The following is a 15,175-nucleotide window of genomic DNA, read 5'->3' on the forward strand; positions in this document are numbered from 1 at the left end:
CCCAGTGGGCGTCTTTCTCATATCCCCCCAATGTCCGGAATGGGCATTTTCGTTAGGGTGGGGAACTGCGAGATGTTTTGACCCTCAAAGACTCCCTCCCAGCAGATGCTGAGCCAACAGATACTTAGAAGGATGTGCCATTGACCATGGAGAACACTCCCAAGCCCTCACCTCAATCTGAATCCGCCGCTACCGGCCACGTTGTCCACTCCACGGACATCATCACCAACGCGGAGACCCACTCCATTAAGGCTCGTGAAGCCACCACCTTCCGTCAGGAAGAAGATCTTCTGGGAGAAATGGACGTTCCAATGAACGCCTACTACGGCGTGCACACGTTGCGCGCCGTGGATAACTTCCAAATCTCTCGTACCAGCATCAACCAGATCCCGGAGTTCATTCGTGGTCTGGTCATGGTGAAGAAGGCTGCGGCCATCGCGAACTCCGAGATTGGCGTGCTGGAGCAGGAGAAGGCAGATGCCATCATCTGGGCCTGCGATCAGATGCTGGAAAACCACATCGCGATGGATCAGTTCCCCATCGATGTGTTCCAGGGCGGTGCGGGTACCTCCACGAACATGAACGCCAACGAGGTCATTGCAAACCTTGCACTGGAGCACCTCGGATACCCCAAGGGTACCTATGACGTGATCAACCCCAATGACCACGTGAACATGTCTCAGTCCACCAATGACGCGTACCCCACCGGATTCCGTCTGGGCCTGCACTTCGCCCTGGACCAGCTGATCAAGCACCTGGATGCCCTCGAGCGCGCATTTGATGCAAAGGGCCGGGAGTTTGGAAACATTCTGAAGATGGGTCGCACCCAGCTGCAGGATGCGGTGCCGATGTCCGTGGGCCAGGAGTTCAAGGCATTTGCCCACAACATCGCTGAGGAGCGCCTGCAGCTGGAGCGCGCGCAGGCTCAGCTGCGTGAGGTCAACATGGGTGGCACCGCAATCGGTACCGGTGTGAACACCCCTCCCGGATACCAGGAAGCCGTCACCCGCGCACTTTCCGAGGTCAGCGAGCTGGAAATCCTTCCTGCCCGCGATCTCATCGAGGCCACCAGCGACTGTGGCGCCTATGTTTCTGCCCACGCAGCCGTCAAGCGCGTGGCCATGAAGCTCTCGAAGATCAGCAATGACCTCCGCCTGCTGTCCTCCGGCCCTCGCGCCGGCTACAACGAGATCAACCTGCCCCCACGCCAGGCTGGTTCTTCGATCATGCCGGCAAAGGTCAACCCGGTGATCCCGGAAGTGGTCAACCAGATCTGTTTCAAGGTCTTCGGTAACGACGTCACCGTCACCATGGCCGCAGAAGCCGGTCAGCTGCAGCTCAACGTGATGGAACCTGTCATCGCGCAGTGCGTGTTTGAATCGGTTCGTTTCCTGGCTCGCGCCTGCAACACCTTGCGCACGCTGTGCGTGGTGGGCATCACGGTCAACAAGGATGTCACCACGGAGTACGTGAACAACTCCATCGGCATCATCACCTACCTCAACCCACTCATCGGACACCACAATGGTGACCTGATCGGTAAGGAAGCAGCCGCCACCGGCAAATCAGTGCGTGAACTGGTGCTGGAAAAGGGACTGCTGGATGAAGAGACGGTGGATAAGGTTCTCTCCCCAGAAAACCTGCTCAACCCCACCTACCAGGGCGAAATTCTCAAGAAGAAGGACTAGCTTCCAGAACTGGCATCCGGATCCAGAACAGGATCCGGCGCCAAACCCCAACGCACCAGGCTCACCACAGAACCCCGCTCAGATCCCCGCCACTTTCTCGGCGGGGTATTCCGGCGGGGTTCCGCCGAATGCGGGGCAAATGGACTGATGGTTGCACCAATCGCACAGCTTGGAGGTGCGTGGGGCGAACTCGCCGGAGCGCACATCCCGCAGGATCCGCTCCCATAACTGGCCCAGGTCCCGCTCAAAGTAGTTCAACTCCGCTGGCCCGGGAGTCAAAACCATATCGTCGGAGACCTTGAGATACATCAAGCGCAGCTGCGCCGGGATGTGATCAAACATCCGCCACCACACCAGGGCGTAGAACAGCATCTGGAACTTGGCCTGTTCCGAGAAACGAGGGATGGGCTTTTTCCCCGTTTTGTAGTCCACCACCCGAACTTCTCCGGTGGGTGCCACGTCCACGCGGTCGATGAACCCGCGGACGGGAACGCCGTTGGGCAACACGGTATCCACGTACATTTCGCACTCGTGGGCGTCGAATCCCATGGGATTTTCCATGGAGAAATACCCTTTGACCAGGCTGCGGGCCTCGATGAGGAAATCGCGGGTGGCTTCCTCCGGCACCAGCTCCGTTAATTCGGCATCCTCCGCACACATCTTTTCCCATTCGGGCGTGAGCATCTTCACGGCCGCGGGATAGGTGCGCTCGGTGCGCTCCAACTTGTGCAGGTTCTCCAGCACGGCATGCACCAACGTGCCCTTGACCTGGGCAATCGTCTTGGGCTCGGGGAGCTTATCGATGGCCCGGAGGCGATACAGCAACGGGCATTGCTTGTAATCGCCTGCGCGAGAGGGGGAGAGCGCCAGCTTCAATGGGGCAGGGGAGGATGAGGAAGTCACGAGGTCCTTTCAACGTGCAGCACCCGAGGTTCGTTGTCTCGGGCATACGTTAGTATTCTCGCATGGCTTATTCAGGACCTTTCACTGCCGGCGACCGCGTGCAGCTCACGGACGCTAAGCGCCGCCACTTCACCATCACTTTGGAGGAGGGCAAGAGCTTTTTCACCCACAAGGGTGAGATCAAGCATGATGACATCATCGGTAAGGATGAGGGCATCGTGGTGAAGTCCTCTGGTGCCGGCGAGTACCTGATTTTCCGTCACTTGCTGGTGGATCACGTGCTGTCCATGCCCCGCGGCGCTGCCGTGATCTACCCCAAGGATGCAGCGCAGATCCTGGTAGAAGGCGATATTTTCCCCGGTGCCACCGTGTTGGAAGCCGGCGCAGGTTCTGGTGCAATGAGCATGTGGTTACTGCGCGCTGTCGGCGAGCACGGCAAGCTCATCAGCTATGAGATCCGCGAGGATCACCTGGAGTACGCGCGGGATAATGTGGCCGATTACATGGGCGGTCACCCCGATAACTGGGATCTGCGCTTGGGCGATCTCAATGAGGCCAGCAGAGAGGAAATTGGCCAGGTAGACCGCGTGCTGCTGGACATGCTGGCTCCGTGGGAGATGCTGGAGACGGTCAAGGACGTCCTTCTTCCCGGCGGCGTGTTCCTCACCTACGTGGCCACGGTTCCGCAGCTGATGAAGGTCATGGAAGGCATCCGCGAGACCAAGGCGTTCACTGAGCCCAAGGCCTGGGAATCCCTGGTCCGCGAATGGAAGGTGGAGGGGCTGGCGACTCGCCCGGAGCACCGCATGAATGCCCACACCGCATTCCTCATCTCTGCCCGTCGCCTCACCGATGGCGTGGTGGCACCGCGTCCACAGCGCCGCGCCCGCCGTTAAACGCAGCAACAGTGGCAACGACGGCGTCAGGGGCAACGTTGTGAGGTGAGCGTTCCCTTATTTTTCGACGCCACCCATGACACTCCCGCCTATGCACCGGGCGTAAACTGTAATCCATGACTGGGAACCCATCGTCCGAAACCGAGTCCTTACACGAGCTGCAGGCTTCCAACCGCACGCTCGCTGCGCGCAATTCACAGTTGGTGACATTGCTGCAGTCCAGCCGCAACAAGCTGGAGGAGATTCACGGGCGTCTGGAGGCTCTGGGGGAGCCTCCCAGCACGTATGGCACCCTGCTCGCGGTGGGGAACAAGGGCCTGGAAGCGGAAGTTTTCACCGCTAACCGTCGCATGCGCGTGCCCGTATCTCCACTGGTTGATCAATCCACGATGGTGCCCGGTGCCACCGTGCGACTGGGTGAAGGCCAGCAGGTCGTGGAGGTCACCGGGGTGGAGGACTCCGGCGATATCGCGCAGGTCGTGGAAATCGTTGGCGAGCGCTTGATCATCGCTGACAAGCTGGGTGAGGAAACCGTGGTGAAGGCCGCAGGACCATTGCATAAGGCAGTGGTGAATAAGGACATCACTCCCGGGGATTCGGTGATCGTGGATCGCCGCTCCGGCTGGGCGTTTGAGGCTGTGCCACGCACGGAGGTCTCCAACCTGGTTCTGGAGGAGGTCCCGGATGTGTCCTACTCGGATATCGGTGGCTTGACCAGGCAGATCGAGCAGATCCGGGATGCCGTGGAACTCCCGTTCCTGCACCCGGAAATTTACGAGAAGTATGGCTTGCGCCCACCCAAGGGTGTGCTGTTGTACGGCCCTCCCGGCAATGGCAAGACTTTGATCGCCAAGGCAGTGGCCAACTCGTTGGCCCAGCAGATCGGTGGCGCCAAGGGCGGCAGTGAGGGCGAAGGTGGCCGCGTGTCCTCCTACTTCCTCAACATCAAGGGCCCAGAACTGCTCAACAAGTTCGTGGGTGAGACCGAGCGCCAGGTGCGGCAGATCTTCGAGCAAGCCCGGCGCGTGGCCAGCTCCGGCAAGCCTGTCATCATCTTCTTCGATGAGATGGAAGCCATCTTCCGCACTCGTGGCACGGGTGTGAGCAGCGATATGGAATCCACCGTGGTGCCACAGCTGCTGGCAGAGCTGGACGGTGTTGAGCAGGTGGAAAACGTGATCGTGATCGGTGCTTCCAACCGCGAAGAGCTCATCGATCCCGCAGTGCTGCGCCCCGGCCGCCTGGATGTGAAGATCCGCGTGGAACGCCCCGATGCAGAAGGTGCCGCGGATATCCTCTCCAAGTACCTGACCGGTTCCATCCCCATCCACCCAGACCTGGTCGCGGAGCACGGATCTGCAGATGAGGCAGCGACGTTCCTGCGCCAGCACATCGTGTCCCAGATTTTCGAGCGCGAAGATGCCAAGCGCTATGTCACCCTCCACTTCGGTGACGGATCCTCACTGGATCTCTTCTGGTCTGACTTCGTCTCCGGCGCGATGTTGGCCAACATCGTGGATCGCGCCAAGACCTCCGCCATCAAGGCAGCATTGAAGTCCGAGCAGCAGGGAGCATCCGGGCTCACCCTGGAACACATCACCACGGCGGTGCAGGAGGAGGCCCGGGACAACGAGGATCTCCCGGACACCACCAACCCCGCAGAATGGGCTCGCATCTACGGCCACAGCAACAAGCGCGTGGTTGATATCTCCGTTCACTAGTTCCAATCCACTCCATCCAGCTCACTCCATCCAATCCGCTCCATCCCATCCACGAGGACGTTTCATCCATGCACATCATCGGCACCGAAATTGAATACGGCATCGTGGCAGTGGATCAGCCGGATGCCAGCCCCATCGAGACCTCCACCCAGGCCGTGGTGGCATATGCCCAGGCCAGCGGGCTCGGAATCAACCGACGCACCCGCTGGGATTATCACAACGAGTCCCCGTTGCGGGACATCCGCGGGTTCGATCTGCGTCGCTACCGGTCCAACGCCGCCCCCTCCCTGGATCCCAACGCCCTGGGTGCAGCCAACGTGATCACCTCCGCCGGTGCACGCTTCTACGTGGATCATGCCCACCCCGAATACTCTTCCCCTGAGGTGTCATCTGCCTGGGACGCACTGATCTGGGATAAGGCCGGGGATCTGGTGATGCACCGAGCCGCCCAGGCTGCCGGGCAGGTGGAAGGCCAACCGCAGCTGAAGATCTACAAGAACAACGTGGACGGCAAGGGCGCCAGCTATGGCTCCCACGAGAACTACCTCTACCCACGAGAGCTGGACATCGAGGTTCTCCAACAAGCACTCATCCCGCACTTTGTGACCCGCCAGATCTTCACCGGCTCGGGACGCGTGGGCCTGGGCCAGATGGGTCAGGAGCCTGGGTTCCAGCTTTCCCAGCGCGCTGATTACATCGAGACCACCGTGTCCCTCGAAACCACGCTGAACCGTGGCATCATCAACACCCGCGATGAGCCTCATTCCACCGCCGATTCCTGGCGTCGGCTGCATGTGATTATTGGCGACGCCAACATGGCCGAAACCGCGAATTACCTCAAGTTCGGCTCCACAGCGCTCGTGCTCAAGGCAGTAGCGCTGGGAGCTGACTTCGCGGATCTCCAACTACTGGAGCCAGTCAAAGCCGTGCGCCAGGTATCCCGGGATCTCACGTGCACGCAGCCGCTGGACTTCTACGGCAAGCGCTCACTCACGGCCATCGAAACGCAGCGGGAGATTCTGAGCCGAGTGCGCAATACGCTAGGTGCTGATCAGGTAGGCGCAGATCAAGAAAGCGCTGATCAGCTCAGCGATGATGACCAGCGAGTGCTTCAGGAATGGGAGGAGATCCTGGACATGCTGGCCACCGATCCGCTCAGCACCGCGGACAGGCTGGACTGGACTGCCAAATTGGCTCTGATCAACGGCTATCGAGCCCGAGGATTGGAGTGGGGAGATCCCCGCTTGTCCCTGCTGGATATCCAGTACACGGACATCGATCCTGCCCGCAGCCTGTACCACGCACTTGTGAAGCGGGGGAGGATGCGCACGCTTGCCGATCCAGCAGACATTGAGGCTGCAGCCATCAACGCTCCCACGGACACCCGCGCCTGGCTGCGTGGCTATGTGGTGAGCAATTTCTCCGAGCAGATCTTGGCTGCCAACTGGGACAGCCTCATCCTGGATCTGGCCCACGGTCAGCATCCAGCGACACAGATCCGCATGGATGAGCCACTCCAGTTCACCCAGGCTCAGGTGTTGGGTGAGACCGGTGCGCAGCTGAGTCTCGAGGAATTGGTTCGCAGGATCGGGGAGATTAATGAGGCTGCGGTGGGTGGCGTCGGTTAAAAAGGGAAAGTACGCGCGTTAAGATAGGACACACTAACCAGGAAGCGAGGGCCAGATGACTACAGGTGGACAAATTAATGCCGGCGGTGGCCGCGGCCGGGATGATTCCGCGATCGAGGACACCGAATCCCAGTCCGGACAGGTGCAGGTCACTGGAACGGATGATCTGTTGGATGAGATCGACGGTTTGCTGGAAAACAACGCCGAGGAATTTGTGCGCGCATACGTGCAAAAGGGCGGACAGTGAGCGTTTCAGAAACGCCAGCTCAGGTGGATTCCGGCGGGGTCAACGTGCGCCGCATCATGGGTCTGGAGACTGAATACGGCATCACGAATGTGCTGAACTCGGCGCGTCGGATGGGGCCGGATGAGATTGCGCGCGAGCTTTTTGAACCGATCACCCGGGAGTACCGGAGCTCGAATATCTACACCAGCAATGCCTCGCGCTTGTACTTGGATGTGGGCTCACACCCGGAAATCGCCACGGCGGAATGCGATTCTCTGCACCAGCTCATCGCTTATGACCGTGCGGGCGAAGCCACCCTGCATGAGATGGCTGTGGACGCGGAGTCTCGGCTGGCGGAAAGGGGAGTCGGCGGGCAGATCTACCTGCTCAAGAACAACACAGACTCCCTGGGCAATTCCTATGGATGCCACGAAAATTACCTCATCAGCCGGAAGGTGCCGCTCAAGGCGCTGAGTAAGCAGCTGCTGCCGTTCCTGGTTACCCGGCAGTTGATGTGTGGTGCGGGCAAGATCTCCATTCCCACGCAAGGCGCACCAAACGAGAACTTTGAGGCTGGGTTTGTGATGAGCCAGCGTGCTGACCACGTGTGGGAGGGCGTGTCCAGTGCCACCACGCGCTCCCGGCCCATCATCAATACCCGCGATGAGCCGCATGCGGATTCCACCAAGTACCGCCGCCTGCACGTGATCGTGGGTGACTCCAACATGTCGGAGGTGACCACCGCGCTGAAGGTGGGATCCACGCTGTTGGTGCTGGAGCTCATCGAGGCCGGCGTGCCACTGCCGGATTTTGAGATTGCCAACGAGATCCGCTCCATCCGCGATATCGCCCGCGATTTCACCGGGACCGTGCCTTTGCGGTTGCGCAGCGGAAAGGAATCTACCCCGCTGGAAATCCAGCGGGCATTCCACGCTGCGGCCAAGAAGTGGCTAGAGGAAGAGCGTCCGGACACGCACCGCGATGAGGTAGGTCTGCGCGGAACCCCGCGGGAGCAGCTAGAACCCGTGGTGGAGCTGTGGGGCAGGGTCTTGGACTGCTTCGATACCGGCGACTTCTCCTCGGTGAACACCGAAGTTGATTGGGTGATCAAGAAGACCCTCATGGATCGCATGGCTGCCCGCGGCAACTTGGCTCCGGCCGATCCTCGACTGAGCCAGATTGATCTGACGTATCACGACATCAACCCGAATCGTGGCCTGTTCCACGTGCTGGTCAAGCGCGGGATGGCGCAGAGCCTGGTGAGCCCAGAGGACATCGCCCGAGCCCAGGTGCATGCCCCGGCGACTACCCGCGCCTCTCTGCGCGGCCGCTTCCTCACTGCGGCGCGCGAACACGGTGCTTCGGTGAACGTAGATTGGATGCGGCTGAAGATCAACGGCGAGCACAGCATGGAAGCTGTGCTGGGCGACCCATTCTCCGAGGTAGACGAGCGCGTGGAATCGATGATCCAGATGATGAGCGGTTTGGATCAGTCTTGAGCACACCCACGCCACCTTCACGCAACGCGCCGGTCCCGGTGACCTGGGATTCCGGTGCTGCGCGGCTCTTCAACCTGGTGATAGCCCTGATCAATTCACCCGCTCCTCGCAGCACCGATTGGATTCTGAGCAACGTTGCTGGCTACGACGCCGAAAAGCCAGAAACCAATCGCAAGCGCTTTCACCGAGATAGGGCAGCGCTGGCACCCTTTGGCGTAATCCTCACCGCTCATCCTTCCGATGACGGCAAGGAGCTGTGGAGCGTGGATAGCGAAGCGCTCTTCTTGCCAGACATGGACTTTTCCCCGGAAGAATCCGAAGTGCTGGTGGCTGCAGCGCGGTGGAATCAATCCGAATCACTCTCCGAGGCAGCAACTTCCGCTTACCGGAAACTTGCCGCGGCGGGTCTGCAGCGTGGAATGGGGGAGGCGGTGATCCCCTCCGTTCCAGACCACACCGAACTGGATCAGGGGTCGGTGGAAGCTATCTTCCGCGCTTTGGATAAGGGCGTGCGTTTGCAGTTCAATTACTACCCTTCGCTGCTGGAGGAACCTGTCGTTCGCACAGTAGAGCCCTGGGCATATGGAGCTGTGGACGGGAAGATCTACCTCACCGGGTTTGATATGGATCGCCAGCAACAGCGCACCTTCCGCCTGGCGCGCATCGCCGAGGTAGAAGCGTTGCCAGAATTCAGCACGCATCCGGCCCCGCAACTTCCCAGCCAAGAGCTCATTCGCAGAGGTTTGGCAGCGGCGGGAACCTATATCACCGCGCGCCTGCATTTCCCAGCTGATTCTGGTGCCGAAGAACTGCGCGCGCTGTGCGATGAAGCTGGGCAGATCGGGCCCGTGGATCGCACATGGCTGGTGCGCACCGCAGCGGCATACGCCCCAGATGTGATCGTGCGGGAACCGCAAGACGTGGTGGATGACGTGATTGCTCTGCTCACTTCGCTCGCTGAAAGCTCGGAGGCCTCACCCTCATGACATCGCCAGCATCTCCCAACAAACCCGGACAGCAGCTCGCCCAAAGTGTGAATGTGCTGGCCTGGTTCCGCGCGCATCCCGAAGGCACGTTCATGCAGGCCTCCGCGCAATTGGGCATCCCGGTGGCCCAGCTGAAGCATGAACTCACGCAGCTCTCCCTGTGCGGCCTGCCGGGATATTTTCCCGGCTCACTGGTGGAAGTGGCGATGGATAAGACCACCGCGCGGGTGGAGTTCACCGCCGGGATGGATAGGCCCCTCGCGCTCACCCCGATGGAAGCCGGCGTGCTGCTCTTCAGCCTAGAAGCGCTGCGCAGCACCTTGCCGGAAGAACAGCAGCCAGCTGTGCAAAAGGTATCCGGGAAGATCCGCGGGCTCTTAGCCGCGGCCCGCGATAAGCAGCCGGTGGAGAATGCTCTGGACGGGGCCGAGGTGGCGTCGGGAAAAAAGGACGGTGAATCCACGAACCACAGCGAGGCACCGGGCCTACGGCAACGCGTGATGGAAGCCGTGCGGGAACGGCGGCAGCTGGAGGTGCGGTATCGCTCGACAAGTAGTGACACCACCACGACGCGCAGCCTCAACCCAGATCACGTGGCGATGATCAACGGGGAAACGTATGTGTGGGGCAGGGAAGCGGGGCGCGAACAGCGTTCCTACGCGCTGTCCCGGATGCAAGTTTTGGAGGTGGGGGAGCCGGGGAGTGCCGAGGGGAAACCACAGGTTCCTACCTTGGATCACACAGACCCCTTCAATTTTGAAGCCTCGACGGATTGGGGAACGCTGTGCCTTTCCCCAGAGTTGGCGTGGATGCTGGAGTACTACCCAATGTGGCTGGTAGAAGAGAAGGAAGCACCACTCGTCAGCATCCCCGATACGGGCGCGTGGTTGGAAAGATTCTGCATCGCTTATGGCGAGAACATCACTGTGATGGCTCCCGAATCGTTGAAGAATCGCGTGAGCCATCGTGCTAAAAACGGCTTACGGGCTTATACTAAATAAATCTTTGCAGCAGCCAATGTTCCACTAAATCGCCAGGAAAAATGGCGAGGAGCATTGGAAAAACCCCTTCGAAAGGTGTCGTATGTCTCTCCCCGGTGGCTGGGATCTCGTAATCATTGCTCTTGTCATTCTGGTTCTCTTCGGAGCAACCCGCCTGCCAAATGCAGCCCGCTCCCTGGGGCGTTCCATGCGCATCTTCAAGTCCGAAATGGACGAGATGAAGACCGATAAGGCTCCAGAAAAGGCCGCTGCTGAGCAGCACGCGCTGACCAACGAGCAGCAGATCATCGATCAGCAGCCAGTGCAGAACTTTGGACAACAGCCCGCTCCACAGGCACAGCCAGTGCAGCAGTCAGCTCAGCAGTACGCACAGCCAACCCAGCCGGTGCAGCAGCCAGCCCAGCAGTACGCACAGCCAACCCAGCCAGTGCAGCAGCAGCCAGTACAGCCTGCCCAGCCACAGGCAAACGCCGTACCAGTGCAGAACCCCAACGACGGCGTGACCGGTGGCCCCATCCACCCAGAGACCAACGGACAGGCTCCACAGCAGCCAGGTCAGCAGAACTAAGCCCTCCCTCTTTACACCAGATCGAGGCTTAAAACCCGATGAGCTCCACAGCCCCTGAATCCGCCACACCCATCCCTTCCGTGCCTCCGGCCACGAAGAAGATGCGGGGCAAGGCGCGCAAGCTCAAGAAGCCGAAGTCCGCCGATGGCTCCATGAGCATCGTCGCGCACATCGAAGAGTTGCGCAGGCGCGTATTCATCGCGCTGCTGGGAATCTTGGCCGGAACCGTCCTCGGTTACATCTGGTACGGCACGGCTGTGGGGCCCATCCCATCTCTGGGCGATATCCTGCGCGAACCTTATTGTTCTCTGCCCCCAGAGATGCGCTTCGGCTCCAATGATGGTGAATGTAAATTGCTCGCCACCACTCCTTTCGAGATGTTCTTGCTGCGCCTCAAGGTTGGTTCCTTGGCTGGCCTGGTTTTCTCCTCGCCAGTCTGGCTGGGGCAAATCTGGGGATTCGTGACCCCGGGCTTGAAGAAGAATGAGCGCCGTTGGGCTCTGGGCGTCTCCTTCGCCGCCAGTTTCCTGTTCGTGGCTGGCGCGATCATGGCCTACTTCGTGCTCTCTGTCGGCCTGGAATTCCTGCTGGGAATCGGCGATGAAGCGCAGATCGCCGCCCTGAACGGTACCGAGTACTTCGGCTTCGCCATCTCCCTGCTGCTGATCTTCGGCGTCTCCTTTGAGGTGCCTCTGCTCACCGTGTTGCTCAACGCTGCGGGCATCATTTCCTATAAGGATCTCAACGAGAAGCGGCGCTACATCATCGCTTTCCTTTTCGTCTTCGCGGCGGTCATCACCCCAGGCCAGGAACCTATTTCCATGGTCTTCCTGGCAGTGGCTCTGTGCCTGTTGATGGAGATTGCCACCCAGATCGCCCGCGTGAACGATAAGCGCCGGGCAGCCAAGAAGCGCGAAGAGTGGATGGATCTGGATGATTCCGAATCTTCCACCATCGAAGAGGCCATGCCTCTCGGGGAAGCAGATCCTGTTCTCGACGCCGCCAGTGCCGTCACCGCCTCGAGCATTTCCCCTACGGATGGTCTCAGCAACCAGTTCGGTGAGCCCGTGACCGCCACGCCCGCCCCGCGGAGCAGCAGCGGCGCCCGGCCGATGCAGGAAGACGTCTACGGCCGTCGCACTGGCCTAGATCTGCAGAACAGCCAGAACCCCAACAATCCGGGGAACTCCACTGGCCATGATTATTTCGATGATGTGCTGTAGCTCCCGCATCAAATTCTGAAGTCCCCAACCTGCCGCCGTCACTCATTTAGTGGCGGCGGTAGGCTCGTTTGTGATGAATGACCAGAATTCCGTAGAACGCACGTCTCGCAACTCCGTCGCAGGATCTCTCAAGGAGTATTCGCCGGAAGTGGAGCGATTCCGAGCTCAGTACCCCTTCGCTCTCGATGCATTCCAGCTGGACGCAGCTGAGACCATCGCTCAGGGCAGGGGAGTGCTCGTCGGCGCTCCCACCGGTGCGGGCAAGACCGTGGTGGGCGAGTTCGCGGTGTTCACCGCGTTCCACAACCAGGGCACGTGTTTCTACACCACGCCCATCAAGGCGCTGAGCAACCAGAAGTTCCACGACCTCGTGAAGATCTACGGCGAGGAGAACGTGGGCTTGCTCACCGGCGATGTCACGGTCAATGGTGACGCTCCCATCGTGGTGATGACCACCGAGGTACTGCGCAACATGATCTACGCGGACTCGGAGCGCCTGCGCACCCTCACGCACGTGGTGATGGATGAGGTGCACTTCCTCGCGGATCCTTCTCGCGGACCGGTCTGGGAAGAGGCCATCCTCAATCTGGATACGGACGTGATCCTGGTGTCACTCTCCGCCACCGTTTCCAACGTGGAGGAGTTCGGCGGCTGGCTGTCCACCATCCGTGGGCAGACGGACATCATCCTCACCGACAAGCGCCCCGTGCCGCTCAATCAGTACATGATGGTGGGCCGGCAGATCCTGCCCCTGTTTGATTCCACCGATGAACACATCGGCTCCATCAACCGTGCGGTGGTGGCCGCTGCCGCCAAGCAGGAAGAAGCGGGCAAACGACGCGGGCCAAAGCGCTCAGACGTCGTGACCCACATGGCCGGGGCAAACATGCTGCCCGCCATTTACTTCATCTTCTCCCGCGCTGGTTGCGATGCTGCCGTGAAGCAATTGCTGGTGGACAAGGTTGATTTCACCAGCCCAGGCGAGCGCGAGGAAATCCTCCGCACGGTAGACGAAGGCGTCGCCGGGCTGACCGCGGAAGACCTGGAAGTCCTGGGTTTCCGCCATTTCCGCCGCGGCCTGTCCCGCGGTTTCACCTGCCACCACGCCGGCATGCTGCCCGCGTTCCGCCACATCGTGGAGGATCTGTTCTCCCGCGGCCTGCTCAAGGTCTGCTTCGCTACCGAGACCTTGGCCCTGGGCATCAACATGCCCGCCCGCTCGGTGGTGCTGGAAAAGCTCATCAAATTCAACGGTGAAGCCCACGTGGATCTCACCCCGGGCCAATACACGCAGCTCACGGGCCGTGCGGGCAGGCGTGGCATCGACACCATCGGTAACGCCGTGGTGTTGTGGTCCCAGGGAGTAGACCCTTACGGGGTAGCGGGGCTGGCCTCCACGCGCACCTATCCGCTCAATTCCACGTTCCGCCCTGGCTACAACATGGCGGTCAACATGCTCGGCACCAAGGGCTGGGAAGAATCCCACCGGCTGTTGGATCGCTCTTTCGCGCAGTACCAAAAGAACGGCTCTGTGGTGGAGCAGGCAGAGGCTGTGGAACGACGCCGCCGCGAACTCGCCCACGAAGAACAAGAACTGCAGCATCTCATTCGCGCTGAGTACTCACTGGACCCGAACCAGGTGGATCAAGATCTGAAACTGGCAGTGGAATACGCAGGTTTGCGTCGAGAATTGGCACAAGAGGAACGCCGAGCCAAGCAGCATGCCGGCAGCCAACGCCAACAGGAAACCGCCACGCTGTTCCAGAACCTGCAGGCAGGTGACGTGCTCGCGCTGCCCACTGGTCGCGACCCGATGACCGCCGTGGTGGTGCGGGCGGATTCCTCGCCTCGGCGCCCCCGGCCTACGTTTGTGACCGAGGAAGGCTGGGTGGAGCGGCTGAGCCCAGATATGTTCAGCAACGCGCCCGTGCACATCGGGCATATGCGCCTGCACAAGGGCGTGGGGCGCAACCCGAAGCGTCAGGCTCGTTCCGTGGCGGCGAATCTGCGACGCATGCACTTCGATCACAAGCCCGCCAACCTCAAGAAGAAGGCGAAGGGTGGCTCGGAGCGTGCCACCACGCTGCGCATTCAGGTGCAGGATCACCCGGTGCACGAGTGGACTTCGCGGGAGGATATCGCCCGGGTGGCCATTCAGTACCTCAAGGCGCAGCGTCGCCTGGAGTTTGAGCAGGGGACCGTCACGTCCACGGGTGATAGTTTGGCCGCGCAGTTCAACCGGATCGTCGCGCTGCTGGAAGAGCTGGATTACGTGGAGACGTCTGTGGACGCCGATGGCCAGAAGCAGGCGGATATCACGCTGGAAGGCTCGCGCTTGTCCCGCATTCACCACGAATCTGACCTCCTGGTGGCGCAGTGTCTCCGCCGTGGAATCTGGGATGATTTGGATCCCGCGGAACTGGCGGCCGTGGCCAGTGTGGTGGTGTTCGAAAACCGTCGCGAAACCGGCGAGTCCATGGAGGTGCCTTCCGAGCCACTGGCGGAGGCCATCGATTCCACCATTCGCATCTACAACGAGCTCAGCAGCGATGAGCAGCGCCACGGAATCCCGCTGACCCGCATGCCGGAGCTGGGCTTTGCCACGGCGCTGCACCAGTGGACAGCGGGCGCACCCCTGGATTACTGCCTGCAGGCTGCCGAGGCCTCCGGGGCGTCCCTGACCCCGGGTGACTTTGTCCGCTGGTGTCGCCGGGTGATCGATCTCCTGGATCAGATCCGCAACACCGCTTACGCCAATTCGGTGAAGACCACCAGCCGCAAGGCGGTCAAGGCGATCAACCGTTCCGTGGTGGCGCTGGAAGCCTAGCGCCCCGCC

At 60.7% G+C, this 15,175-nt stretch carries 12 protein-coding genes; 11 read left to right on the plus strand and 1 reads right to left on the minus strand.

Annotation, left to right across the window (positions count from 1 at the left end):
* Window positions 1-146: 146 nt before the first annotated feature.
* A complete protein-coding gene (gene aspA, locus IRY30_RS05990; protein WP_194556407.1) occupies window positions 147-1,688 on the plus strand; it encodes an aspartate ammonia-lyase in 1,542 nt (513 codons plus the stop codon).
* Between the two features lie 78 nt (window positions 1,689-1,766).
* Here the strand turns inward: aspA and IRY30_RS05995 are convergent, their stop codons facing one another.
* Complete coding sequence (locus tag IRY30_RS05995) at window positions 1,767-2,591, minus strand: RecB family exonuclease (RefSeq protein WP_194556408.1); 825 nt, start codon at window positions 2,589-2,591, stop codon at window positions 1,767-1,769.
* Between the two features lie 62 nt (window positions 2,592-2,653).
* Between IRY30_RS05995 and IRY30_RS06000 the strand changes: the two genes are divergently transcribed.
* The 10 genes from IRY30_RS06000 (at window position 2,654) to IRY30_RS06045 (ending at window position 15,166) form a co-directional block, all read left to right on the plus strand.
* The gene (locus tag IRY30_RS06000; RefSeq protein ID WP_194556409.1) at window positions 2,654-3,487 is read left to right on the plus strand and encodes a tRNA (adenine-N1)-methyltransferase; all 834 of its coding nucleotides are present in this window, start codon (window positions 2,654-2,656) and stop codon (window positions 3,485-3,487) included.
* A gap of 116 nt (window positions 3,488-3,603) precedes the next feature.
* Window positions 3,604-5,208 (plus strand): proteasome ATPase, encoded by a 1,605-nt coding sequence (gene arc / locus IRY30_RS06005; RefSeq protein WP_194556410.1) that lies wholly within the window; start codon window positions 3,604-3,606, stop codon window positions 5,206-5,208.
* A gap of 68 nt (window positions 5,209-5,276) precedes the next feature.
* The gene (dop, locus tag IRY30_RS06010; protein WP_194556411.1) at window positions 5,277-6,836 is read left to right on the plus strand and encodes a depupylase/deamidase Dop; all 1,560 of its coding nucleotides are present in this window, start codon (window positions 5,277-5,279) and stop codon (window positions 6,834-6,836) included.
* A gap of 55 nt (window positions 6,837-6,891) precedes the next feature.
* Window positions 6,892-7,083 (plus strand): ubiquitin-like protein Pup, encoded by a 192-nt coding sequence (locus IRY30_RS06015; protein ID WP_194556412.1) that lies wholly within the window; start codon window positions 6,892-6,894, stop codon window positions 7,081-7,083.
* 56 nt (window positions 7,084-7,139) lie between these two features.
* Entirely contained in the window at window positions 7,140-8,561 is a 1,422-nt protein-coding gene (pafA, locus tag IRY30_RS06020; RefSeq protein ID WP_194556602.1) for a Pup--protein ligase, read from the plus strand.
* Entirely contained in the window at window positions 8,558-9,547 is a 990-nt protein-coding gene (locus tag IRY30_RS06025) for a helix-turn-helix transcriptional regulator (RefSeq protein WP_194556413.1), read from the plus strand. Before pafA ends, IRY30_RS06025 begins: the two co-directional genes overlap by 4 nt.
* Window positions 9,544-10,548, plus strand: coding sequence for a WYL domain-containing transcriptional regulator (locus tag IRY30_RS06030; RefSeq protein WP_194556414.1), 1,005 nt, complete (start codon window positions 9,544-9,546; stop codon window positions 10,546-10,548). Before IRY30_RS06025 ends, IRY30_RS06030 begins: the two co-directional genes overlap by 4 nt.
* A gap of 82 nt (window positions 10,549-10,630) precedes the next feature.
* Window positions 10,631-11,116, plus strand: a complete 486-nt coding sequence (gene tatA, locus IRY30_RS06035) for a Sec-independent protein translocase subunit TatA (RefSeq protein ID WP_194556415.1) — start codon at window positions 10,631-10,633, stop codon at window positions 11,114-11,116.
* A gap of 38 nt (window positions 11,117-11,154) precedes the next feature.
* Window positions 11,155-12,339: a twin-arginine translocase subunit TatC gene (tatC, locus tag IRY30_RS06040; protein WP_374708539.1), complete on the plus strand. Its 1,185-nt coding sequence runs from the start codon at window positions 11,155-11,157 to the stop codon at window positions 12,337-12,339.
* Window positions 12,340-12,412: 73 nt separating this feature from the next.
* Window positions 12,413-15,166, plus strand: a complete 2,754-nt coding sequence (locus IRY30_RS06045) for a DEAD/DEAH box helicase (RefSeq protein WP_194556416.1) — start codon at window positions 12,413-12,415, stop codon at window positions 15,164-15,166.
* The last annotated feature ends 9 nt before the right edge of the window (window positions 15,167-15,175 follow it).

This window comes from Corynebacterium suicordis DSM 45110 (assembly GCF_015351405.1).
In the GTDB taxonomy this organism is placed as follows: Bacteria; Actinomycetota; Actinomycetes; order Mycobacteriales; family Mycobacteriaceae; genus Corynebacterium; species Corynebacterium suicordis.

Bases quoted from the DNA above. Each gene is read 5' to 3' on its own strand.
- IRY30_RS06015 (WP_194556412.1), top strand. From the start codon at position 6,892: ATGACTACAGGTGGACAAATTAATGCCGGCGGTGGCCGCGGCCGGGAT.
- IRY30_RS06045 (WP_194556416.1), top strand. From the start codon at position 12,413: ATGAATGACCAGAATTCCGTAGAACGCACGTCTCGCAACTCCGTCGCA.
- dop (WP_194556411.1), top strand. From the start codon at position 5,277: ATGCACATCATCGGCACCGAAATTGAATACGGCATCGTGGCAGTGGAT.
- aspA (WP_194556407.1), top strand. From the start codon at position 147: ATGGAGAACACTCCCAAGCCCTCACCTCAATCTGAATCCGCCGCTACC.
- IRY30_RS06030 (WP_194556414.1), top strand. From the start codon at position 9,544: ATGACATCGCCAGCATCTCCCAACAAACCCGGACAGCAGCTCGCCCAA.
- tatC (WP_374708539.1), top strand. From the start codon at position 11,155: ATGAGCTCCACAGCCCCTGAATCCGCCACACCCATCCCTTCCGTGCCT.
- IRY30_RS06000 (WP_194556409.1), top strand. From the start codon at position 2,654: ATGGCTTATTCAGGACCTTTCACTGCCGGCGACCGCGTGCAGCTCACG.
- tatA (WP_194556415.1), top strand. From the start codon at position 10,631: ATGTCTCTCCCCGGTGGCTGGGATCTCGTAATCATTGCTCTTGTCATT.
- pafA (WP_194556602.1), top strand. From the start codon at position 7,140: ATGGGTCTGGAGACTGAATACGGCATCACGAATGTGCTGAACTCGGCG.
- arc (WP_194556410.1), top strand. From the start codon at position 3,604: ATGACTGGGAACCCATCGTCCGAAACCGAGTCCTTACACGAGCTGCAG.